Source organism: Kaistella sp., from assembly GCF_041824135.1.
Classification (GTDB): Bacteria; Bacteroidota; Bacteroidia; order Flavobacteriales; family Weeksellaceae; genus Kaistella.
The window spans coordinates 42,386-67,652 of sequence record NZ_JBGZYM010000011.1 but is presented as its reverse complement, the minus strand read 5'-3'; the positions used below and the strand labels follow the sequence as shown (position 1 = coordinate 67,652).

The window sequence follows — 25,267 nt, the reverse complement described above, 5'->3', positions numbered from 1 at the left end:
ATATTATTCCCACTCAATCGTTGCTGGAGGTTTGCTGGAAATATCATAAGCCACGCGGTTAATTCCGCGAACTTCATTGATGATTCTATTTGAAATGGTATCCAAAAATTCATACGGAAGTCGGCTCCAAGTTGCGGTCATAAAATCGGTCGTATTGGCTGAACGAACGACTGCTGTATATTCATACGTTCTTTCATCGCCCATTACTCCGACAGATTTCACTGGAAGTAAAACCACAAACGCTTGAGAAACTTTATCGTATAAATCATTTTTGTATAATTCTTCGATGAAAATATCGTCGGCTTCCTGCAGGATTCTTACTTTCTCTTCATCGACCGCGCCAAGAATTCTGATGCCTAAACCTGGCCCAGGAAAAGGATGACGATGAACCAAATGATGTGGAATACCCAATTCCTCTCCTACTTTTCGAACCTCATCTTTAAACAATTCACGCAAAGGCTCAAGCAATTCGAAATCCATTTCTTCTGGAAGTCCGCCCACATTATGGTGAGATTTAATAACAGAGGAAGGTCCTTTTACCGATTGACTTTCAATCACATCTGGATAAATGGTTCCCTGTGCTAAAAATTTAGCTCCTTCAATTTTCTTAGATTCTTCATCAAACACTGCTACAAATTCGTTTCCAATCGCCTTACGTTTTGCTTCCGGATCTGAAACACCAGTTAGTTTTGATAAAAAACGTTCAGAGGCATCGATCATTTTAATTTTTAAATTGAAATGCTCACCGTAATTTTCCATTACTTTTTTGCCTTCATCTTTTCTTAAAAGTCCGGTATCAACAAAAATACATTGTAGTTGATCGCCAATCGCTTTGTGAATTAAAACTGCCGCAACTGATGAATCAACGCCACCTGAAAGTCCAAGGATTACTTTTTGATCGCCGACTCTTTCTTTGATTTCTGCAATAGTTTCGTCGATATAGTTGGTGAGTTTCCAGTTTTTGGGTGCTTTACAAACGTTGAAAACAAAGTTTTCCATCATTCGGGCACCTTCTTCAGTATGCGAAACTTCAGGATGAAACTGTACGCAATAGATTTTCTTGTTTTCATTTGAGATCGCAGAAATAACATCGGTCATTCCGTTGATGACGAAGCCTTCAGGCAAAGTTTCAACTTCATCAAAATGGCTCATCCAAACAGTAGAGAAACGACTTACGCCAGAGAGCAAAGTATTCGACTTCTGGATTTGAAGTTTGGCTTTTCCGTATTCGCCTTTAACGCCTTTCTTTACTGTTCCACCTAATAAATGAGTGGTTAATTGCATTCCGTAACAAATTCCCAAGACCGGAATATTTTGTTCGAATAATTCTTTGTCAACTAAGTTCGCATTTTCTGCATTCACCGAACTTGGTCCACCAGAAAGTATAATTCCAGATGGTTCGCGCTCCATGATCTCCGCTAAAGGAGTATTGAAAGGCAGTACTTCTGAGTAAACTCCCATTTCACGAATTCTTCGTCCGATGAGTTGATTGTATTGTGATCCAAAATCGAGGATGATAATTCCGTTTTGCATATATGTTGGATGTTTTTTAGATAATAGATGGATAGATAATAGACTTTGATTTTGTTATAAAATTATTGTCTGTTATTAATTTCTAAACTGCTTTAAATTGATTTCTTTACTGTTAACTTGGCTCTTTTTACGTGGCTCTTTTTCTTTCCTATTTATAAACGAATTTCCTATTAATCCCGAAACCCTAGCCCTGATCGCAGCGACATCCTTTTATGGAGCTTCAGCGGAATAAAAGATATAGCGTAGAGCAGGTTCCCGGCTTCTAAACAGAAAAGAAAAAAAGACGTGGAAAACCACGCCTTATGAGTTAAAACTTACCGATATCGTCTCTGTAATATTCGTAATCGTAGTGAATAAGATCTGCATCGTGATATACTTTTTTGCGTGCTTCATCAAAAGTATCGCCAGTCGCTACCAAGCTTAAAACCCGGCCGCCGTTGGTATAAATGCGATCACCTTTCATTTTGGCGCCAGCATAAAGAAGCTGACTTGTTACTTTTTCTGTATTTCTAATTTCAAAACCTGTTTCGATATGACGTGGATAACCACCAGAACACATCACCAGACAAACCGCTTTTTTATCACTGAATTTAAGGTCGATATCTTTTCCTTCTAAACAATCCATGATAACATCGTACAGATTATTCTCTAACAACGCCATAAGTACTTGAGTTTCTGGATCGCCCAATCTCATGTTATATTCCAGCAAATACGTTCCGTCTTTGGTGACCATTAAGCCGAAAAAGATAAAACCTTTGAAACGGATATTTTGAGAATGAAGACCTTGTAAAGTAGGGTTCAAGATATTTTCTTCGAAGTCTTTCTGATGCGCATCTGTAAATTCAGGGCTTGGCGCAACGCTTCCCATTCCGCCTGTGTTGGGCCCTGTATCGCCGCTACCGGCTTTTTTATAATCTTTAATCGGAATACATGGGAACAATTTATCACCGTTTGAAAAGGCGATGATTGACGCTTCAAATCCTCTCAAATATTCTTCGATCACCAACTGAATTCCGGCATCACCGAAAATTCTTTCGATCATAAACTGATGAATGGTGGTTTCCGCTTGTGCTAAATCGTCAGCGATCACTACTCCTTTTCCACCTGCAAGTCCGCTGGCTTTGATCACCAAAGGAAATTCCTGAGTTCTTACATAATCGATGGCATCCTGATAAGCCTCAAAAACAACTGCTTTCGCTGTTTTTATATTATGAGTCTGCATGAATTTTTTAGAGAAAGCTTTACTTCCTTCTAATTCTGCAGTTCTTTTTCTTGGTCCGAAAATTTTCAGATTATGACGTTTGAATTCATCTACAATCCCTGCAACTAATGGTGCTTCTGGACCTACGATGGTTAAATCGATTCGTTCTTTGATCACGAAATCGCGTAATCCTTCGATAGTGTCTTCATATACATTTTGGCCTAAAAGCTCTGTCGTTGCATTCCCTTTGGAAAAGTAAAGTTTTGAGATTCTTCGATCGCTATTTAACTTCATAGCAATTGCCGATTCTCTTGCGCCGTTTCCGACTATCAATATTTTCATTTGTAGTAATTTATTAATTTTTAATGGTAAAATGGAGTCGCTTAATTAAGGTCTGCAATGAGTATTCTTTTGCGAGAGCGATTTCCGATTTGTCTATTTCTTTGCTTTATACAAAAATACTCAATTGAGAATAAATTCCAAATAGAGTTGGAAAAAATTTCCGTTCTATATTACCATAGCAAAATCAATGCAAAAAGTGTCTCATTCCAGAAAACATCATTGGAATTCCGTGTTCGTTAGCAGCTTCAATGCTTTCTTCGTCGCGCATACTTCCGCCAGGCTGAATAAGTGCTTTAATGCCTTCTTTCGCACAAAAGTCAACAACATCCCGGAAAGGGAAAAATGCATCTGACGCTAAAACCAGATCTCCGTCGAATTTTGCTTTTGCTCTTTCGACCGCATGTTCAGTTGCCCAAATTCTGTTCACCTGCCCACCGCCAATTCCTAAGGCCTGATATCCATTGGAAACTACGATCGCATTTGATTTCACATATTTCACAACACGTTGAGCGAACAATAAAGCTTTTTCCTGCTCTGCAGTTGGTTTAAAAACGGTTACCGTTTTAATATCTTCCGAAAATTGATTATCATTATCCTGAACCAACATTCCGCCGTCGATCTTAACCCAGGTTTGCTGATCGGTCACTGCGTTTTTGATTTTAATGATCCGCAGATTTTTTTTCTTTTTCAAAAATTCGATCGCATCATCATCGAAATCTGGAGCCATTACAATTTCTAAAAATGTTTTGCTTAACTCTTCCGCCGTGGCTAAATCTACTTTAAAGTTCATTCCAATAATTCCACCGAAGATGGAAACAGGATCACATTCAAAAGTTTTCTTGTAAGTTTCTACCGCAGTTGTTCCGATAGCAACTCCACAAGGTGTTGAGTGTTTCACTGCGCAACAAGCCATCTCCTCTTTGAATTCGTTAACGACTTTCCAACAAAGATCCATATCGCGAAGATTATTGAAGGATAATTCTTTTCCACCCAAAATTTCGAAATCTTTCATCGCACCGTTTTCGGTTGTGGAAGTGTAATACGCCGCAGTTTGATGTGGATTTTCGCCATATCTTAAATCTGAAACTTTCTGATATGAAGCGTTTAAGTATTGTGGATAATCTTCATCCAAAAGCATTTGAGCGATCGCTGCGTCATATGCGGAAGTCAGATTAAATACTTTTCCAGCTAATTTTTTACGTGTTTCTAAAGTCGTTTCGCCAGATTCTTCCATTTCTTTTTGAACCAAAGCGTAATCTTCAACATTGGTAATTACGGCAACGGACTGAAAATTCTTGGCTCCAGAACGCAACATTGATGGTCCACCAATATCTATGAATTCAACTTTATCTTCTAAAGAAATATCGGTATTTGCATGTGCAAAAAACGGATACAGGTTTACGATCACCATATCAATCAAGCCGATCTCGTGTTCTTTAACGGTATTCATGTGTTCTTGATTGGTTCGAACTGCAAGCAATCCACCATGAACTTTCGGATGTAACGTTTTTACACGACCGTCCAACATTTCAGGAAAATCAGTCACTTCATCGATTTGAATAGGATTCAAACCGGCTTCTTTTAAATGTTTAAAAGTTCCACCAGTAGAAATCAATTCGTAATTGTTTGCTTCTAAAAACTTTGCAAAATCTATGAGTCCGGATTTATCGGAAACGGAGATGAGCGCTCTTTTTTTTGACATTTTCTTTCTTTTTTACTTTTTATTAGATCCATAGGGCTTCACCCTATGCTATTGATAGCGCCACTTCGTGGCTCGGTTGTTTAATTCAAAACTAAATTAATAGCTTTTGGGAAAATTTCAAATTCAACTTGATGAATTTTTTCGGCTAAACTTTCTACTGTTTCGTTCTCTGAAATTTCAAATGATTTTTGAAGAATGATTTCACCTTCATCAATTCCGGAGGTTACATAATGAACAGTTGCGCCACTTTCTTTTTCACCTGCTTTTAAAACTGCTTCGTGAACGTGATGTCCCCACATTCCTTTTCCACCAAATTTGGGTAGTAAAGCAGGATGAATATTGATGATCTTTCCAGGAAAAGACTCACAGAATTCTTTATTTAAAATGGATAGAAATCCGGCAAGCACTATTAAATCTATATTTTCAGGAAGAATTTGTTTTAGTTCTGACGAAAACGACTTTCCTCTTGGAATTAGTTCTAATGGAATATGATGATTTTTTGCGCGATCCAATCCAAAACAATCACGGTCGGCGACAACTAAAGAAATAGTCGTATTTGGAATTTCTCCATGGTCAATGCAGTCGATAATTCTTTGTAAGTTGGTTCCGCCACCAGAAACTAAAACAACAATATTCTTCATTAATTTCAATAATGAGTAATAAGTAATAAATAATGAGTACTAAGTTCTCCTTATCGTATCGCTTATCGGTTTTCTTAAAATATTAAATTAAATTTATTTTCTCCGGACCTTCAGTGATTTCGCCGATTTCATACGCATTATCAACGAGATTTAAAACTTTTCCGGCGTGCTCCGCATCCACTACGACAACCATTCCTACTCCCATATTGAACGTTCCGTACATTTCCAGACGATCAATATTTCCACGCTTTTCTAATTCAAGCATTATGGATGGAATTTTAATTTTTGATACGTTGATTGTGGCACATAAGTTTTCAGGAATAATTCTAGGAATATTTTCAATAATTCCGCCGCCTGTAATATGTGCGATTCCACACAAAGAAACTTCTTCTAAAATTTTATGGATCGGTTGATAATATAATTCTGTTGGAACAAGAAGTGTTTCGTACAAAGGCTTCCCTTCAAACTCTTCATTAAAATCAGTAAATATTTTTCTTACTAATGAAAAACCGTTCGAGTGAAATCCTGAACTTGGTAAAGCGATGATTTTACAGTCTGGTTTTATTTTAGATCCATCGATGATCTGATCTTTTTCTACAATTCCAACACAGAAACCTGCAACATCATAGTCTCCTGGTTTGTACATTCCAGGCATTTCTGCAGTTTCGCCACCAATTAATGCGCAGTTATTATCTTTACAAGCTTTCACCATTCCCATCACAATTTCGGCTGCGATATCAGCATCTAATTTCCCACAAGCTAAGTAATCCAGGAAAAATAAAGGTTTTGCACCATGACATAAAATATCATTGGCACACATGGCAAAACAATCAACACCGATCGAGTCGTATTTTTTAGAATCTAAAGCTACTTTCAACTTCGTTCCTACTCCATCAGTTCCACTTACTAAAACAGGGTTTTTATAACCAGCAATTTCGTAGAATGCTCCGAAACTTCCCAGGTTATTTAAAACGTTTTCATTGTGCGTTTCGGCAACTGCCTTTTTAATTTTATCGACGGTTTTGTAACCTTCTTCTTTATCGACACCAGCGGATTTATAGGTATTGCTCATTTTTGATTCTTTAATATTGGGATTCTAAAAAATTCTTTATTAAGTAAAATAAAAAAGCCGGCAGTCATTCTGACCGTCGGCTTTTTCTTTATTTTTCAGCGTCGATTACATTTCCAAAATCTTGGAATATTTCTTTTGGTGAATGTAATTGATGCAGTTTCACTTTTAAAAATTTAGTTCTGCGAAAATAAGATTTTTAAACCTGATTCTAAAATAATAACACATAATATTTCCACAATTTTTTCTAATTAAAATTGAGCGTTGTTTTAATTAATAATGAAAATATCATTTGGAATTTTCTATTTTTGCTCCAAACAATTAAATATGGCTTCAGGATTTTTTGCAATTTTAGATGATATTGCTGCTCTAATGGACGATGTGGCAGTGGCCTCAAAAATCGCAACCAAACAAACCGCTGGAATATTAGGAGATGATTTGGCCGTAAATGCGGAGAAAGCGACCGGCTTCTTGTCCTCGCGCGAAATCCCTGTCTTATGGTCGATTACCAAAGGGTCATTTGTTAACAAATTGATTATTATTCCCATAGCCTTTTTGCTGCAGTTTATTTATCCGCCAGCGATAAAATTCATCCTGATTTTGGGAGGACTTTATTTGGCTTATGAAGGTGTTGAGAAAATCATTGAATATTTATTTCATAGAAAAGATAAACATGAAGAGGTTATTGAGGAAATAAAAGACGATGCAGACGCCGAAAAAATTAAAGTAAAGTCCGCCATCACCACTGATTTTATATTGTCTTTGGAAATTGTAATAATTGCATTGGGATCTGTGTTAGAAAAAAGTTTAGCCATCCAAATATTGACGGTTTCTGTGGTAGCAATGTTGGCGACTGTCGGCGTGTATGGAATTGTAGCTGTAATCGTAAGAATGGATGATGCTGGATATAAGCTCATCAAAAAATCGGAAGGTAAAGGATTTTTCAATTTCCTGGGGAATTTCTTAGTGAAAGCTTTACCAATCATTATTAAAGCATTATCGGTTATTGGGACGATCGCTTTGTTATTGGTCTCAGGTGGGATTTTTGATCACAATATTGAATTGGTTCATCAGTTTTTACCGAAAGTTACTGAGATGGCAAAACATGCACTTTTCGGAATTGTCGCCGGTTTAGTAATGTTCGCAATTGTAACTGGAGGTAAAAAAGTTTACGCGTTGGTGAAAAAGTAAGACGTTCATTTAATTCTGATTAAATACTGTGTGCCCATTAAGAAACTAAAGGGAATCCAGAATCTGAAAGCAAATTTTTTTAAACACCTTTTAATTTAAGCCTTCCTTATTAATCTTAACAATTTAATGTTCTATTTATCAAGTGAAGCCTTCTACTTAATTTAAAATAAACAAAAGCGTCCCGTCAAATAATGACGGGACGCTTTTTTAAAAACGAACTAACTATTAATAACCAAATATTTCTTTCAGTGTTAATTTCTTGTAGTCTCCTAATTTTTTCAAATCTGCTTCGGTAAGATTTTTCTCTGAAGCTACTACTGAATACGTATAAGGTTTACCAGAAATATTCTTTTTGTAAAACTCATTCAATTTAGGAAAGTCAATCGTTCCCGCTTGTTTATAAATTTCACGACGAATGTCTGTATTTGATCCTAGATCACGTGCGGCTAAATAATCAAAAATAATATCATCCTGCATGATTCTTTCATTTTCGATGTCTTTCCTGGTCTGCGTTTTTGCTAAAGAAAGATTTTCGGTCAGTTCTGGCAAGTCGGTCAGCAACTCATTCATTGCTTTGGTCGCCTCCGGAAATTTATCCGATTGTGAACCTACGTAAGCGGTAACAAAATAATGATCATTCTTTTTTTGAGGCGTTACATAAAGCGAATACGTATTGTAAACCAAGGCTTTACTTTCTCTAATGGTTTGATTAACAATCGTTCCCATTCCACCTCCGAAATAATTATTGAAGACAGTGATCAGCGGTTGATTTTTCGCATCATAAACTCCGGAATTATGGATCCACTGCGTTTCTGCTTGAACCATATCGTAATCTGCAAATAAAACCTCTGTTTTTTCGGTCGGTTTCTGTACAAAAACTTTCGGTGTCGGCGGCGTTGCAAATTTCTTCGCAACAGGATGCATTTTCTTTAATTTTGAAGTTAACTGTTTTAGATCTTCAGGTCCGTAATAAAGAATCGACTGATCGTAACTGTTCAGTTTTTTGATGGATTGCAATAAATCTTTAGCAGTGACCGCATTCAATTGTTCATCTGTAAAAGTGTAGTTAAACTTGTTGTCTTTTCCGTACGTTGAATAACTGATCAATCCTTGAAGAATTGCACCTTTGTTATTTTTCATATCGGTTCTGGACTTGCTCATTCTTGATTTTAAAGATGTCAAAGCTTCCTCATTCGGAACAGCATTTAGAACAAGATCTTCATAAAGTTTCACTGCTTTGTCAAAGTTTTCCTGCAAACCTTCGATGGTCACCAAAGTGAAATCTTCGCCGGTATAAATACTGAAACTACTCGCGATGTCATAAAATTCTTTTGAAATATCTTCAGACGACTTTTTATCTGTTCCTAAAAACTGCAGATATTTCGCCGCCAGATCCTGTTTTAGATCGTTGTTTTTTCCAACTTTATAACGGTAACGAAGTCTGTATAATTGATTTTCTTTATTCTGAACATACAATACTTCTGCGCCATTAATTTTAGCACGCTGAATATCTTTATCATAATCTAAAAAGACCGGACTTACTTCTTTCGAAGGTAAATCATCAATCATTTTCACGAAAGCACTTTGCTTGTCAGCATTGGTTTCTACCGGCGTAATGATCGGTTTTTCAATCTTCACCATTGCCGGAGATTCGCCTTTTCTTTTAAAAACAGCTACATAATTATTTTGAAAATATTTATTGGCAAAATCTACCACCTGTTGTTTGGTGATTTTAGAAATATCCTGCGTTGCAGCAACCTGCTCTCTCCAGTCTAATTCTGAAACAAATGCCTCGTTCAAAATATCCGCACGATTTCCGTAACGTTCGCTATCCATGATCTCATTTTTCTTCATATTATTGACGATAGAAGTCAATAACTGCTGATCGAAATTTCCGGATTTGAAACGGTCGATTTCCTGGAACAACAAGGTTTTCACTTCTTCTAAAGTCTGCCCAGTTGTTGGTGCAGCCGAAATCGTGAATACGCCATAATCAATAAGTGGCATTACATTTACAGAAGTCCAAAGTAATTTTTGTTTTTTTACGAGATTCAAATCGAGTAAACCTGCTTTCCCGTTGCTCAGAATTTTCCCTACCAAACCAGCGATCAGAATATCTTTGCTTTTGTTGTTTGGCAATCGGTATCCGATCATCACTTTTTCAGGATTTGGTCCTGTTACCTCTTTAAAGATCGGCGAAGTGATCGGTGCTTCCTGTACGAACTGATAAGGCTTGATCTCTTTATTCTTCATGAATGAAAAATCCTGATCAATCTTTTTAATGACTTCATCCGGATTAAAATCTCCCGATAAAACAATACCCATATTGTTGGGAACGTAGTAGTTATTGTAATATTTACGGATCTCCACCAACGAAGGGTTTTTTAAATCTTCGATAGTTCCGATCGTAGTCTGTTTTCCGTAGTTATGATTCACGAAAAGATTTCCTAATAAGGTTTCCATCGCGCGGGAGCCGTCGTTATCTAAACTTCTGTTTTTCTCTTCATAAACCGCCTCCAGCTCGGTGTGAAAAATACGGAAAACCGGATTTCTAAAACGTTCCGCTTGCACGGTCAAATATTTATCTAAGGAATTCCCGGGAATATCATCGGTATAAACGGTCTCCTCATAACTGGTGTAGGCATTGGTTCCCTGTGCACCCATGGAACTCATCATTTTGTCATATTCATTGGCAATTGCATACTTGGAAGCAACACCCGAAATAGAATCGATCTGATGATAAATGGCTTTTCTTTTAACCTCATCTTTGGTTTTATTGTACACTTCGTAAAGGGCATCTATTTTATCCAGTTCGGGTTTTTCTTTCGCATAATCCAAAGATCCATATTTATCGGTTCCTTTGAAGATCATGTGTTCCAGATAATGCGCTAAACCTGTATTGGTAGAGGGATCTGTTTTGCTTCCGGCTTTTACAGCGACGAAAGCCTGCACTCTAGGTTCTTTTGGGGTTGGACTTAAAATGACGGTCAAGCCATTTTTCAACGTGTAAAAACGTGCCTGCATTGGATCATTGGTCACATATTTATAGGTGTAACCATTTGACGTTGCCGTTTTCCACACATACTCCTGTGCGTTACTGAGAACCGAAGTTCCCAGTGCACACAGTAGAATAAATAAACACTTAATTCTTTTCATTTAACTTTCTATTTATTTTTTATTTTTATTTTTATGTTATTCGACTAACGGACTTTTTTTAACGCTAAGACGCTAAGAATTAATCCTTCTTACTTTATAAATTACGGACGCAAAGGCGTTTCACTCAGCGAAGGACGCAAGACAATATTGTTTGTTTCAAAATGAATAATAAACTTTAATTCTTTGCTGAGTGAAACGCCTTTGCGAACTTAAAAACGTACGGAAAGCAGTATTTTTTTAAATAAAACTTTGCGTCTTTGCGTTTAAAATTGCATTATCCGTTTTACTCTATTTTTTATTTTTCTTAAAATAATCTAACCCACATTCCAGGAAGTTTTTGAAATCTTCTTTTGGCATATAACCGGAAACAGGATTGTTGATTATTTTCCCTTCCGGCGTAACCAAAACATAGTGTGGCTGTGAATTATTATTAAAGTTGACTTGCTGGAACATGCTCCATTTGTCACCGATGGTTTTGATTTTCTTCATTTTTCCGCCGCCCATATCAATAGTGGTCTGCTGATCTGCGGGCAATTCTTCTTTATCATCAACATACAAGGAAGCAAGAATGAATTCATTTTGAAGCGTTGGTAAAATATCGGGTTCGTTCCAGACAAACTCTTCCATTTTACGACAATTTTCACAACCATAACCGGTGAAGTCGATCAGGATCGGTTTGTTTTCTTTTTTAGCTAATTCTAAAGCGGTAAAGAAATCATGTTCTGGATGCATGCCGTAAATCCCGTCTGCTTCATTGTGGAAATAACTCACATTTACAGGAGGTAAAATTCCGGAAAGCAACTGTAATCTTGGTCTTCCAGATGGAATTAAACCTTGAATCAGATAAATTAAAAATGCGACTCCTAAAACTCCAAAACCTTTTCTGGTCCAGGAGATTTTGGCTTTTTTATCATCATGTGGAAATTTGATCAATCCGAATAAGTAAAGAACCAAACCAATGGTAATTAAGATCCACAGCGCGATGAACAATTCTCTTTTCAATAAGAATGTTTTGGTCACTAAATCGGCTTTTGATAAAAACTTTAAAGCCAAACCTAATTCGATAAACCCTAAAACTACTTTCACCGTATTCATCCAGCCACCGGATTTAGGTAAACTTTGGAGTGCCTGTGGAAACAAAGCCAGCAGTCCAAAAACGATTGCCCAACTGACGCCGAATCCTGCCAAAGCAAAAGTCAGCAACATAGGAACATTTGCCGAACCTGTAACGGCACTTCCCAATAAACTTCCTAAGATCGGACCGGTACATGAAAACGAAACAATCACCAACGTTAAAGCCATAAAGAAGATCCCGATCATTCCACCTGCATCTTCTGCTTTGGAGGATTTATTGGCGATCGCACTTGGCAAAGTGATGTCGTAATACCCGAAGAAACTTCCTGCAAAGAATAAAAAGATCACGAAGAAGGCGATATTTAGCCAAACTGAAGTCGAAATTTCATTGAATATATTTCCGGCAATTCCATCAATAATATGAAACGGAACGCTTAATAATACAAATATTAAAAGGATGAAAAATCCGTAGATAAACGCATCTCTTTTTCCTTTTGATTTGTCTTTAGAACCTTTGGTAAAGAAAGAAACCGTCAACGGGATCATTGGAAAAACACAAGGTGTTAAAAGGGCGATCAAACCACCAATAAAACCAAGCAGAAGATAAGACCAGTAATTTTCAGAAGGTGTCTCGGCAGCAATTCCACAGTCGGTTAAAGGATTCTGCAAATCCAGACTCGCTACTTTTAACTGATCACCTTGACTTGCTGAAGTACTACCTGAGTCGGGTTTTGCTTCTTCTAATACTTTTCCGTTTTCAATCGTTTTTTCGAACGCTAAAGTATTAGGAGCCAAACAAATTTTATCGTCGCAGGTTTGGTAATAAATCTCGGCGGAAACTTTCGCCAATTTCGAGGGATCTTTAATTTTAAATTTCTGAACAAAATCTGCAGTTTCAGAATAATAAATAATTCTTGCTTTAAAAGCTTTTGAATACTCATCGTGCTTTTCGCCTATTTCAACTACGTCACCGATTAATTCTACATCATCACCAGAGATGGTAATTTCTGTGGGAATACCAGAATTGGGCGGCAAATCTTTTGAGTAGATGTGCCAGTTCTGTTCAATCGTCGTATGAAAAACAGCCTCATAAGTATTGTCACCGATAGAATTGATTTTAAAATCAACTTTAACGGGATCTTTAACCTGGGCAGTCAACAAGAGACTGAACATTCCTAAAACTAAAAAGAGAAACTTTTTCATAGGGAAGAAAATTTTTGAACTTGAAAAAAAACTGCCGGGACTGAATCAATTAAAATGGTGAATGTGATATGAAATAAGATAATCCAGTTTTTCCGGCGGTTTTAATTTTAATTTTTACTTAAGATATTTTGATAACGTACGATCAAGATCGAACTCACGAAGCTCATAGTTAGACGCGACAATTTTTCCATTTTGATCGATCAGGTAACTGGCAGGAATTCCGGTGATCCCGTAATTCACCACTTGAGGATTTTGAAATTCACCATCGATCAAGACGTTTGGCCAAGTTGTTTTTTCGTCATCCATCGCTTTCAACCAGGCAGATTCTTTAGCATCCAAAGACACTGAAAGTATTTCTAAACCTTTACCATTGTATTTAGCATACGCTTTTTTAAGGTTCGGGATCTCACCACGACAAGGGCCACACCAACTTGCCCAAAATTCTAAAATGGTATATTTGTTTTTCGCAACGAGATCAGATAATTTGATTTCGTTGCCATTTCTGTCTTTTCCGACAACATCTTTAAAACTACTTCCAACCTCTACTGCTTTAGCGTTGTCTTCCATCACCTTCACTTCATTCATCATTTTTTCGTAATAGGTAATGTATTCGCTGGTCCCAACTTCTTTTTTATACTTTTCAAGATTCGCCATCACTTTATCTACGGTGTAGTCTTTTGCGCTGTACATCGTAGATGCGATCGCTTTTGCTATAGGTGGATTATCGGTATTCAAAATATTTTTGAACGCCTCATTTTTGATCTTATAAACTGGATTTGCAGCTGCATCTACTTTCTTACGTGCCGCTTCCACTTTTGGTTCATCGTTCATATCCAATCCTGTAAATTGTTCTTTGGACACTCTTTTACGTTCCATCTCCAATTTTTTGTATTCAGGATCTTTTTCATAGCTATAGACAATGTTGTGAATTTTTCCACCATTGATATCGACATTCCCATTGGTATCTAAAATGTTGATGGTGATATCGTCATTTTCCAAAATAAATGGCACATATAAATGCAGTTTGCTGTTCGAAATTCCCGCAGGTGCAATTTCTTTAGCTTTGCCCGTGAACACGAATTTCCCTTCTTTGTTTGGAGTAACGCCTATCACTTTGTCTCCTTTAAAATCGAGAAGATAGAGCGAATCTGCTTTGACATCTTTAGGAAAAGTAACTGTTACGCTATAATCTGTTTTCTCTTTCGAGCAGGAAATTGCTAAAATTGCAAAAGCGATCGTTAAAAGAAAAGTTGTTGTGAATTTTTTCATTCTATTATTTTTTTAATTAAAGATTTTAGTTTTGAGGCATTTCAGGATTAAACTTTAATACCTGCGCTGGAATTGGCAATACCAGTTTTCCTGAGTTTGGTGCTGCAGTGAAAGTAATATTGGTGGTTCCTAACACTTTATGAATGGTCTCTTTCGCAAAAGCCTGTTCCAGATTTTCACGTTTCAGATCGAACAAACGCGTGTTCGTGTAGATCATTTCGCGTCTGCGTTCTTCCAGACAAAATTTCACAAGGTCATTTTGCGTTGGGAAATCGGCTGCTGAAAGCTGAACATTATCTGCAATTCTTTTGTCACGTAAAGTATTCAGCAAATTAATTGCAACACCACTGTTTCCTAATCTCGCTTCGGCTTCGGCCTGTGTAATATACATTTCACCGATGGATACGGAGGTAGTTCCTTTGTAACTGTAATCATTGGTTCCCAAAATATACCGGTATCCAGTTACTTCTCCGTTTTCTAAAACTTCTCTAGCCATAAACTGTTCAGATAAGCGCTTGTCATCTACGCCATCCTGTGGAAATAGAGCTACCGCACTTTCACTTAAGAATCCGTTTCCAGGGAGCGAAAAAAAGTGTGTTGCATATTGTTCCGCATTTTTCACAGATAAATTTCCATTGCTAAAATCCGGTTGGGTATAATCGAATAAATTCGAGTTTTTATCTAAAGCTAAAAGTGAATATTTTTTCGCATTTTCATAATCGTTTTTGTAAAGACTGGTTCGGGCCATCAATGCATAACCAGCTCCCAAAGTGGGTAAGTTCATAATATTACTCGTTTCAGGCAGACCTTGAACAGCCTTATTCAAATCATCCAAAATTTGAGCATAAACTCCAGCAACCGTTCCACGCGTGGGTAAAGTTTGGGTAACATCCGCCTTTAAAACCAAAGGAACACCCAAATCACTTCCGGCAGAAGACTCTTTGTACTGCTTGGCGAAAATATTAACCAAAAATAAATATTCGTAAGCCCGCCCGTAATAAGCCTGAGCTTTCACTCTCTTTCTTAATTCTTCTGTATCCCCAGCGGCTAAAGTTGCACCGTCGATATCTTCAATAATTTTATTAAAAGTATAAATATTGCGATACGCATCATTCCAGGCAGAGCATGCTACTGTTGGATCTGCATATCGGTTATCATTCCAGGCGTAAAGCGCATAATTGGTATTCAGATTGTTAGAGCCGCTTCCAATTTCCTGAGAAGAGAAATAAAAATTATCATTCGTAAAATGCAAAACACTTGCGTTGTTTGTAAGGTTCGGTCCGTTGTCGCCACCGATCAATAAAAGTTCATATTCTGCAACCGAATTGGGAATGATATAACCTTTTGGAACTACATCCAGATAATCACGGCAGGAGAAAAGAAGCAGTGCACCTGCAAGAATTAAAATATATTTTTTCATTTTTAAATTTTATTTAATTAAAAACTTACGTTAAGTCCTAAACTGATTGTTTTCGGGGTTTTATAATATCTAAAGCCAATTCCGTGAGATTCCGGATCGATGCCTTCTTTATTTTTAGTCCAGAGGTAGAGATTATTGGCTCTTAGATTCAGCGTAAATTCACTGAAACCAAAACTTTTACTCATTGCCTGCGGAATGGTATAACTCAAGATCACATCACGAAGTCTGATAAAGTCTCCATCTATGATATTTTTAGTTGAGTATTTGGCGTAGGAATACGGATTCGTACTGTTAATTCGTGGAATATCGCTAGTCAGTTCATCACCCGGTTGAGTCCAGGCATAAGCAGCATCGCTGTTCACCAATGAAATTTCGTCACGCAAAGATTCACCATTATAACTGTCTTTCAGCAATACAAAACCTCCCTGATAAACGAACATGAACGACATACCAAATCCTTTGTAATAGAAATTATTATTCATAGATGCGGTATATTTCGGTAAAGTGGTTCCACCGGAAACCAGATCATTCTGAGAAAATTTCACGTTAAAGGAGTTGGTTGTAAGCTGTACCACGGTACCGTCACCCTTTCTGATCAATCCGTAACCCTCATTATCTACTCCTGCATAATCAAGTACTAAAAGAGAATTCGGTTCAAATCCTTCAAAATTCTGTACTTGTCCTAAAATCTGATTGATCGATGTTTGATTTGAAAACGCCTCAGTTACTTTCCCTTTGTTGTAGCGGAAATTCATCTGCGTATCCCAACGGAAATCCTCCTGCGCAATATTTCTTGAAGTGAAAGATGCTTCATAACCATTATTAATAATAGACGCGCTGTTTTTAATCAAAGTCGGCGCTCCTAAAGTCGGGTCGGCTGCGATCACAGAAAGTAAATCGTGGGAATTTTTTTTATAATAGTCTAAAGCCAGATTCACCCGTTTTTTGAAAAAAGAAAGATCTGCTCCTAAATTTAAAATGTTGGTACGTTCCCATCTCAGATCCGCCACTTTATAATTCTCAATGGAAAGTCCTGCGTTATAATCGGTGATGTAACCCTGTACAATTCGACCTACATCATAAGGTCCGTATTTGTTGGCAATATTTCCATTAACTCCATAAGAAGCACGAAGATCAAGAACGCGTTCATTGGCTCCTAAAAAATCTTCGGCACCGGCACGCCATTTTGCAGCTACAGACCAGAAAGGTTTGAATCGGTATTTCGGATCGGTTCCGAAAAAGTTCGATTGATCGATTCTGGCACTTCCTGTCAAAATATATTTATTTTTGAAGGAGTAATTCACGTTGGAATACATAGAAACGAAACGGTCATCGATATCTATCAGTTCATCGAAAAAGTTAACCCGTTCCAAAAATCCTCCCGGATTGTAAACATCAAACAAAAGAGAATTTGCAAAAAGTTTATCGGCCTGTACAAAAGTATTGCTGCTTCTGCTGTATCCGAAAAGATCGGTAACAGAGCCAATAGTTCGGTTTTGCTGAACTTCACCTCCTACAATAGCATTAATGTAATGGTCACCAAATCTCTTGTCATAATCTGCCTGAAGTCTCAAGAGATAATTGGTTTGATCGGTTTTATTTTCAATTTTACGTCCGCCTAATGGAAGTAAGTTCTTTTTGATGAAACCGGTATATTCCAGTAACGAAGTGGTATTGTTTAACAAAGAATACATTTCGTTGGAATCGCCATCTGCAATTTTTTGGTTGTTCAAGCTGCTTTTGCTGAACTGACCACCAAATTTCAAATTGATATCAGACGTTAATTTGTACGTAAACATTCCCTGAACTCTGGAGATCCAGCTGTCGGTTGTGTTGCTGTATTTATTAAAATCGTTGACCGGATAAAAAGTTTCGTCGTAAAGACCCAATTCTTTTAGCCTTTGAATTTCGTAAGGTTCTTTCCCACCGTAACTGTTGGTCGTATCGTAATTGATCGGTTTGTAAACCGGTAAAGCTTCACCGTTTGGTCCGTATAAATTTTGATAAGAACTTATTTTAAATGCATTGCTTAGATCATTCGGATTGTCGCTGTAGAAATCGACCGGCGTATTTTCATCTTTTCTTAAAGTGAAATTCGTCTGCAATTCCAAAGTCAATTTCGGGGAAAGTTTAGCTTCCATCATAAAATCGAAAAGACCTTTGTTATTTTCGGTTCCCTGAATATTTCCGTATTCTTTAGTATAATTTAAAGATGTTCGGTATTTAAAGGCATCACTTCCGCCTGCTGCAGAAATATTGTGTTGAGAGATCATCGGCGTCTGCAGATATAGACGACGCAGATCTTCGCTATTGTCTCTGCCACGAAGTAGATTTAATCTCGAGTCCAATTGGTCCTGTGTAATTCTGCCCTGCTGAAAATCAACATGTGCCAAATAGACTTCATTTTTAGCGTAGGCAAAAGTATTTCCGAAAAAATTATAAGGATCATTAAACTGAGTTTGATAATCATCTAACAGACCGCCGGAAGCAATTTCTGATTTTGCAAAAACGCTTTGAATATCCACCAACTGCGAAGAATTGACGCGATTCATGGCATAATTCAGATCAACTTTATCACTGATGGAATAATTGGTGGTATATCGGAAAACCGTTTCGCCTTTTTTCCCTTTCTTCGTCGTAATTACAATGACACCGTTGCTTGATTTCGCACCGTAGATAGAAGCAGAAGCCGCATCTTTTAATAAAGTAATGCTTTCCACTTCATAAGGATTGATGGAATTAATATCGCCATCATATTGAAAACCATCAACAACGATCAAAGGTTTCGTATTTCCAGAAAGCGTCGCAACACCACGAAGATTGAATAATTTAGAACCTGGATTCGACGGATCGGAATAGACCAAAAGCACCGGCGTTAAGCCTTCCAGAGAACTCACAATATCACTGCTTCCTCTTCTTTGGAAAGTACCCATATCGACCGCAGTATAAGAAGCTGCAGCTTTATTGGGGTCAATTCTTTGGTATCCTGTAATTAACACGCCTTCGATCGCGGCTTCATTCTCGGCTTCAGTAAGAACAGGTTGTAAACTAAAATTCAAAGTATTTCCCTCAACAGTAACTTTTTCAGATAAGGTACCATTAGAAATTTGAAGAATATCTCCTAATTTCGCAGCCAGTGTAAAATTTCCAAAGTCATCTGTCTGGGTAGATGTTCCGCTGTTAAGATTTTTAATCGTTGCATTTGCTGAAGCAAATTGCCCCGGTTCAGAAATTTTTCCAGAAACGGTAATGGGTGTGATCTCGCTTACAATGATCTGTTTTCCAACTATCGTAAATTTCAGACCCGTTTTCCTGGTCATTTCAGCAAGATAAGTCTGAATGTTATCATCCTGATTTTCAAGATTGATCTTCGTCTCAGAGTTGAGCAGCTCTTTCTTATAAAAGATACTGTAACCCGTTTTTAACTCGATGGTTTTAAACGCATTTTCGATGGTCATTGTTTTTTCCTGACCGGAAATCTGCGCCTGAGACAGACCGAATATTAAAAAACTGGCGGCAATACCCAAACGTACACTTGGAAATCCTTTCATACTAGGTTTAGTTTTCTTCATGATATATAATGGTGAATTTTAATTTTAATTTTTTGAGATAAGAATAAGCTTGCTACCGTCCTTTTGGATCTTACAGTTGAGCAAAATTTCTAGAGTATGCGTAATCTGATCAAGATTTTCGATTTTAAATGTTCCGGAAAAATGAAAATTTTCAACTTCCATACGGTTTCTTACGATCTGCAGGCCGTAAACCCTTTCAATTTTATTTAAAACTTCGTCCGTCGTATTATTTTCGAAAGCGATCTCTTTATTCAGCCAGTCCATATCCTGATCAGGTTTAGCAGCTTCTACAACTGGTTTTTGCTCAGGAGAATTAAATTTTATTTTTTGACCTGGTTTCAAAATTTCTTTTGCAGCGATTTCTTTCCCGCTCACTTCAATTTTTCCTTCCACAAGATTGACGAAAGTTTCTCTTTGATTTTTATAAGAGGAAATATTAAACTTTGTTCCTAAAACCTTCGTAGTAAAATGATCCGTGATTACGTAGAAAGGATGCGCTGAGTCTCTAGCCACTTCAAAAAATGCTTGACCAACTAAAGTTACTTTACGAGAATCGCTTTTAACAAAATCACTTTCTAAGGAAATCTGAGTTCCGGCGTTTAATAAAACTTCAGACCCATCTGATAAAATCACTTTAAGATTTTTACCATTCGGAACATTGATAATCAAGTTTGAATTTGATTGGTTATCCATCAAACGAAGCGTCCCGTTTTCTAAGCTTGCTATCTGCACTTTATTTTCATCGGTCAGAAAACTATTTTCTTTTAGATTTTCAAGAACTCGATATTCACCATTAATTGCAACGCTGATAAATTCAGAACTTGGGGTAGATACTTTATTGGTACTTAATTTCCAGTAAACTCCAACAGTTACGATTAACATAAGTAAAGCTGCATATCTCATCATCTTTCTGGCGAAGACATTTGTTCTGCTTGGTAACTTTATAATCGTGTGATTAGGCTCTGTGGAATATAAATAATTCGCTTTTGCAAAATCTTTAAAAACCTGCTTATTTTCAGGATTTTTCAACCATTCGTTCAATATTTCTTGCTCTTCTGGAGAGATTTCGTCGAAGAAATAATTGCTAATAATGGTAAAAATTTCAGAATTTTGATTCATAAGGATTACTTTTGCTTTATAGTATGATGCATAGTAATTAGCAATCCCCTACTCTTTTTCTAATTTTTTTAATTTTATTTTAAATTATTTTCGATTTTGTTTGGTATTGTAGATGATAAACGGCTATTTGACGCCATTAAAGATAATTCTCAAACTGTCTTTAAAGTAGTTTATGAGGAATATTTTGCCAAACTCACTCAATTTATTACCAGAATGTCTCGGGACGAAGATCTTGCTGAAGAAGTGGTGCAAAGAACTATGATCAAAGTTTGGGAACAGCGAGACAAAATCATTTTAACCACTTCTTTAAAGTCTTATTTATACAAAGTTTCCTACAATGAATACTTAATGTATCTGCGGAAAAAAAGTAAGTTTCCGAACATTGAAGATTCGGTTATCGAAGCGATTGATGAGTTGGAAGAAGAAAATGAAAATGATATTCTACTGGATAAAATCCGCAAGGAAATTGACAATCTGCCCCCCAAAATGTCGGGAAGTTTTTATCCTGAGTAAAGTCGATGGATTGAAATACAAAGAAATCGCCGAGCAGTTAAATATCTCAACAAAAACCATCGAGAATCACATGACCAAGGCGCTGCGAATTATCCGGGAAGCAATGCTTAAAAAATAAAAACCTCAAAAGTAGATTTGAGGTTTTGTTATGTAAATTTTAAATGATGTATTTAAAAATGAACCGTTTTAATTTCTTCGGCAATTTCTTTCGGAGTTTCATCCTCATCGTTTCTAATTAAAAACATGGTCACAGCCGCTGCAATCAACATACACACGCCACCAACCACAACATAATCAATGGCCATATTTCCAAAAATATTGGAAACAATCATCCCGCCGAAAAGCCCGTTAATAATTTGCGGCATCACAATAAAGAAATTGAAAATTCCCATGTAAATTCCCATTTTATGTTGCGGTATCGCATCAATCAACATGGCGTAAGGCATTGCTAAAATACTTGCCCAGGCAAATCCCAGCCCGATCATAGAAATCCAAAGCAGGCTGGTATCTTTAATAACAAACATAGAAATTAAACTTATTCCTCCACACAGAAGAGCCAAAGCATGCGTCTGCTTTTTGCCGATCCTGGTGGCAATTGGCGTCAATAAAAAAGCAAAAGGAATTGCCCAGAAATTGTACATTCCGAAAAGTCTTCCGGTTAAATCACCTGCATTACTGAATCCGACTGAATTGGTATCTTCCGGAGAAAGTCCAAAATGATGAGTTGCCAAAGCACTGGTGGTAAAAACCCACATGGTGAAAAGTGCAAACCAAGAGAAAAACTGCACCACGCCTAATTTTTTCATTTTGGAGGGAATCTTCGCAAAATCAGTAAAAATATCGCTGAGTTTTGAAGGCTCCACGACCTCATCATTTCCGGCAAAATCTGCGAAATCTTTTGGAGAATATTCTTTCGTCGTATAAATGGTATATAAAATTGATAGAATTAAAACTGCCGCACCGACATAAAATGAATAGATCACATTATTGGCAACAAAACCTTCTGGTGCTACGTTTGAAGTTCCGAAATAAGTAAGCATACTTGGTAAATAAGATCCGATCACCGCGCCAATTCCTATCAATATTGTTTGAATAGAAAAGCCTAAAGTTCCCTGATGTTTTGGCAACATATCACCGACCAAAGCTCGGAAAGGTTCCATAGCTACATTAATTGAACCGTCCATCATTGCCATAAAAATCACTGCTAAAATCAGCGCATTACCCGCTAATAGATGGGACATCGAGGGAGCATTGGGAAGCAACACCAATCCTACGGCACACAAAACGGCACCTACCAAAAAATAAGGTTTCCTTCTTCCCCACTTTTCAGACCAGGTATTATCACCGAAATGACCAATTAAGGGTTGAACGATCAAACCCATTATTGGTGCAACCAGCCAAAATAAAGAAAGGTCTTCCACATTGGCACCGAGGTTTGCAAATATTCTACTCGCATTTCCATTTTGTAAACCAAAAGACAATTGGATCCCCAGAAAACCCATACTCATATTGATAATCTGAGAAATGGAAAGGTTCGGTTTTACTTTTTTTGTAAAAACGGTATCGGTTTGTTTTGATATCATTTATATTATTTTAACTTTTGAATTAATGCTTCCTCGATTGGCGTTTTTATTTTGATGATCTCTTTATTGACGTCATTGGGAATTGTCATGGATAAAACATATTGTTTAATTTTCCATTGGTTTCCGATTTTTTCTAAAACGCCACTGCCGCGACAAAGTTTCATTTGGGTATCGAGTAATTCATCGAACCAAGCATATTTTCCATCAATACTAAAGGTGATATTTCTTTTTAGAGAAGTGAAACTCCAGGCTTTCCCTTTTTCGAAAGGAACTCTTGCATAGTGCATGAATTCTTTTTTAGTCCAGATTTCATTGGCATCAGTTCCTATGAAAGTCGATTCTTCAGCGTAAAGATTAAAATAATTTTTAAAGTCTGCTGTGGCAGCATACAAATTCAGATCATCTAAAACTTTGCTTACATTTTTTTTCTGTACGTTTTCGTAGAACCCTTTCTTCTGGGAGAAAAGTGAAGTAGAAAAAAGAAGTAGAAAAGTGATTAATGGAAAGGCTATACTTTTTTTCATTTTATTACATTATTAAAGATGCTTCGACAAGCTCAGCATGACACCGTTAGTTCAAACTTATTATTTTTATTATTGAAGTTCTAAAATTAATGAAGATTTTCCGGAAATTGTGATTTTATTTTGTGCAGAAATAGAAATTTCTTTTCCAGTAATAACATCTTTTCCTTTCGAGACGCCTACTAATAATTCAGCGAATCGACTCAGATCAAAAGTTTGGTCTTTTTCATTATTGTTTATGACGACCATTACTTTTTCGTTGGCCAAATTATTTTTTTGATTGGACAAGTCGCGACTTATCTCTACATTATTATTGTAACGGAAATAAACATAAACCTTTTCTTTCGGCATATAATGCTTGGTTTTTCCGGTATGAATCACTTCTTTACTTTTTCGCCAGGTTAGTAATTTCTGCGTAAAATCGTAAAATTCTTTCTGTTCTAAGGTTTGAGTTTTCGGATTGAAAGCATTTTGAGAATCACCTTTCCAACCGCCAGGAAAATCCTTACGAATATCTGCATCGCCCAGTTTGTCTTTATTACCCATCATTCCGATTTCGGAACCGTAATAAATTTGAGGAATTCCACGAGCGGTCGCAATTAAAGTCATTGCCATCTTATAATACCGAACATCGCCTTTGAAAATCTCATTGAATCTTTGCGTATCGTGGTTTTCAAAGAACACTAAAATATTATTGATGTTTGGATATAGAAAATCATTACCAAAAGAATTATAAATTTTGATCATTCCTGTATCCCAACCTTCTTCTTCTTTTAACGCATTTGGCAAGTCAGTGAAAAGAGTGAAATCCATGACCGACGGAAGGTTAGAATTGTAGTTATCAATTTCTCCAATTTTTGAATCTTTTTGCCAATAAGAAACATGAGCCGGATTGTACATCCACGCTTCACCGACAATATTGAACTTTGGATATTCATCTGTAATTGCTTTGGTCCATTTTGCCATCGACACTTTATCGTTGTACGGATAAGTATCAACTCTCAAACCGCCGAGTTCTGCATATTCGATCCACCAGATTGCATTTTGCGTCAGGTATTTTAAAACCAAAGGATTACTTTGATTGAGATCCGGCATAGTGGTATCGAACCAACCGTTTAAAGCTTCCTGTTTATCGATTTCTGCAACGTTGGTATCGAACTGAGAAGTTGTTCTGTAGTTCGATCTTTTGAAACCGTATTTTCCTTCGCCATCTTTGAATTGGTGGATCCAGTCTTTAGTCGGTAAATCCTGAATCAACCAATGAGAAATTCCCCAATGATTGGTGACGTAATCCTGAATCAGCATCATTCCACGTTGTTGCAATTTCTGAGAAAGTTCCAAATATTCTTGGGTGGATCCGTAACGACCGTCGATTTTATATAAATCGGTTTGGGCGTAACCGTGATAAGAAGTTTGTTTTTCGTTGTCTTCATTTGCGGGTGTTAACCAAAGTGCCGTTACTCCTAAATCCTGCAAATAATCTAAATTATTAATGATTCCGCGTAAATCGCCACCATGTCTTCCACTAGGTAAACTACGGTTTGCTTTTTCAATTAAATTGGGTTGAGAATCATTGGAAACATCGCCGTTTGCGAAGCGGTCAGGCATTATTAAATACATTACATCTTTTGAAGAAAATGAATTTCTTTCGGCAGAACCGGGATTTCTGGTTTTGAGTTCGTAGGTGTAAGAGTCAACCGTTTTTTTTCCGTTCTTAAAATTGATCTTAAAGGAAGATTTCTGAACCTCATCAGTATTTATAGTGATGAAAACGTAATTTGGATTTTCAGTTTTCGTCAGATCTTTTACTTTAATATTATCCGAAAGTTCGACCTGATATTTTGAAATATCTTTTCCGTAAACCAGGATTTGAAGTTCGGGATTTTTCATTTCGTGCCACCAGAAAGCGGGTTCTACTTTTTGGATCTGGGCGAAAGAAATTGCGATAAATAAAAGAAAGAGAAACGTAAAATGTTTTTTCATAGGTTACTTTTAAAAGTAACCTTGTCAAGGTTTTGAACCTTGACAAGGTTGCTGGGTAAAATCTGCGCCCCGACCTGAGTGGAGCTCTTTTTTGTGGAGCAAAGCGGAACAAAAAAAGCGGGAACGGAGGGCGGAAAAAGGCGCCCAAATAATAGCTTCCATATTCTCCGAATTG

Annotated in this window: 17 protein-coding genes; 3 read left to right on the top strand and 14 right to left on the bottom strand. The window is 37.0% G+C overall.

Translation table 11 applies throughout. The features are described from left to right. Positions 1-3: 3 nt before the first annotated feature. The 5 genes from guaA to purM all read right to left on the bottom strand — a co-directional run bounded on the left by guaA (position 4) and on the right by purM (position 6,491). Complete coding sequence (guaA, locus tag ACEYOS_RS01115) at positions 4-1,533, bottom strand: glutamine-hydrolyzing GMP synthase (protein WP_373710309.1); 1,530 nt, start codon at positions 1,531-1,533, stop codon at positions 4-6. Between the two features lie 307 nt (positions 1,534-1,840). Further along, positions 1,841-3,076: a phosphoribosylamine--glycine ligase gene (gene purD / locus ACEYOS_RS01110; protein ID WP_373710310.1), complete on the bottom strand. Its 1,236-nt coding sequence runs from the start codon at positions 3,074-3,076 to the stop codon at positions 1,841-1,843. A gap of 184 nt (positions 3,077-3,260) precedes the next feature. Continuing rightward, positions 3,261-4,778, bottom strand: a complete 1,518-nt coding sequence (gene purH, locus ACEYOS_RS01105; RefSeq protein WP_373710311.1) for a bifunctional phosphoribosylaminoimidazolecarboxamide formyltransferase/IMP cyclohydrolase — start codon at positions 4,776-4,778, stop codon at positions 3,261-3,263. Positions 4,779-4,858: 80 nt separating this feature from the next. Then, complete coding sequence (purN, locus tag ACEYOS_RS01100) at positions 4,859-5,419, bottom strand: phosphoribosylglycinamide formyltransferase (protein ID WP_373710312.1); 561 nt, start codon at positions 5,417-5,419, stop codon at positions 4,859-4,861. Positions 5,420-5,501: 82 nt separating this feature from the next. Next, a complete protein-coding gene (purM, locus tag ACEYOS_RS01095) occupies positions 5,502-6,491 on the bottom strand; it encodes a phosphoribosylformylglycinamidine cyclo-ligase (protein WP_373710313.1) in 990 nt (329 codons plus the stop codon). A gap of 324 nt (positions 6,492-6,815) precedes the next feature. Between purM and ACEYOS_RS01090 the strand changes: the two genes are divergently transcribed. Beyond that, on the top strand, positions 6,816-7,679 hold the full coding sequence (locus ACEYOS_RS01090; RefSeq protein WP_373710316.1) for a DUF808 domain-containing protein: 864 nt from the start codon (positions 6,816-6,818) through the stop codon (positions 7,677-7,679). Positions 7,680-7,904: 225 nt separating this feature from the next. Here the strand turns inward: ACEYOS_RS01090 and ACEYOS_RS01085 are convergent, their stop codons facing one another. The 6 genes from ACEYOS_RS01085 to ACEYOS_RS01060 all read right to left on the bottom strand — a co-directional run bounded on the left by ACEYOS_RS01085 (position 7,905) and on the right by ACEYOS_RS01060 (position 20,492). Next, the gene (locus ACEYOS_RS01085) at positions 7,905-10,835 is read right to left on the bottom strand and encodes a M16 family metallopeptidase (protein ID WP_373710314.1); all 2,931 of its coding nucleotides are present in this window, start codon (positions 10,833-10,835) and stop codon (positions 7,905-7,907) included. 288 nt (positions 10,836-11,123) lie between these two features. Continuing rightward, entirely contained in the window at positions 11,124-13,112 is a 1,989-nt protein-coding gene (locus ACEYOS_RS01080) for a protein-disulfide reductase DsbD family protein (protein WP_373707586.1), read from the bottom strand. 114 nt (positions 13,113-13,226) lie between these two features. After that, entirely contained in the window at positions 13,227-14,381 is a 1,155-nt protein-coding gene (locus ACEYOS_RS01075) for a redoxin domain-containing protein (RefSeq protein ID WP_373707585.1), read from the bottom strand. Between the two features lie 25 nt (positions 14,382-14,406). Beyond that, complete coding sequence (locus tag ACEYOS_RS01070) at positions 14,407-15,801, bottom strand: RagB/SusD family nutrient uptake outer membrane protein (protein WP_373707584.1); 1,395 nt, start codon at positions 15,799-15,801, stop codon at positions 14,407-14,409. Between the two features lie 17 nt (positions 15,802-15,818). Further along, positions 15,819-19,373, bottom strand: coding sequence for a SusC/RagA family TonB-linked outer membrane protein (locus ACEYOS_RS01065; RefSeq protein WP_373707583.1), 3,555 nt, complete (start codon positions 19,371-19,373; stop codon positions 15,819-15,821). A 24-nt stretch (positions 19,374-19,397) separates the two neighbouring features. Continuing rightward, a complete protein-coding gene (locus ACEYOS_RS01060) occupies positions 19,398-20,492 on the bottom strand; it encodes a FecR family protein (protein WP_373707582.1) in 1,095 nt (364 codons plus the stop codon). Between the two features lie 96 nt (positions 20,493-20,588). Between ACEYOS_RS01060 and ACEYOS_RS01055 the strand changes: the two genes are divergently transcribed. Further along, entirely contained in the window at positions 20,589-21,005 is a 417-nt protein-coding gene (locus ACEYOS_RS01055; protein ID WP_373707581.1) for an RNA polymerase sigma factor, read from the top strand. Beyond that, positions 20,902-21,123, top strand: coding sequence for a sigma-70 family RNA polymerase sigma factor (locus ACEYOS_RS01050; protein WP_373707580.1), 222 nt, complete (start codon positions 20,902-20,904; stop codon positions 21,121-21,123). Before ACEYOS_RS01055 ends, ACEYOS_RS01050 begins: the two co-directional genes overlap by 104 nt. Positions 21,124-21,175: 52 nt before the next feature. Here ACEYOS_RS01050 and ACEYOS_RS01045 read toward each other — a convergent pair whose 3' ends face one another. From ACEYOS_RS01045 to ACEYOS_RS01035, 3 genes are all read right to left on the bottom strand, one after another. Beyond that, a complete protein-coding gene (locus ACEYOS_RS01045) occupies positions 21,176-22,588 on the bottom strand; it encodes an MFS transporter (protein ID WP_373707579.1) in 1,413 nt (470 codons plus the stop codon). Positions 22,589-22,593: 5 nt separating this feature from the next. After that, positions 22,594-23,112 carry a nuclear transport factor 2 family protein gene (locus ACEYOS_RS01040; RefSeq protein ID WP_373707578.1) on the bottom strand — a complete coding sequence of 173 codons (519 nt, stop codon included), beginning with the start codon at positions 23,110-23,112 and terminating at the stop codon, positions 22,594-22,596. A gap of 69 nt (positions 23,113-23,181) precedes the next feature. Further along, positions 23,182-25,092, bottom strand: coding sequence for a glycoside hydrolase family 13 protein (locus ACEYOS_RS01035; protein WP_373707577.1), 1,911 nt, complete (start codon positions 25,090-25,092; stop codon positions 23,182-23,184). Between the last annotated feature and the right edge of the window lie 175 nt (positions 25,093-25,267).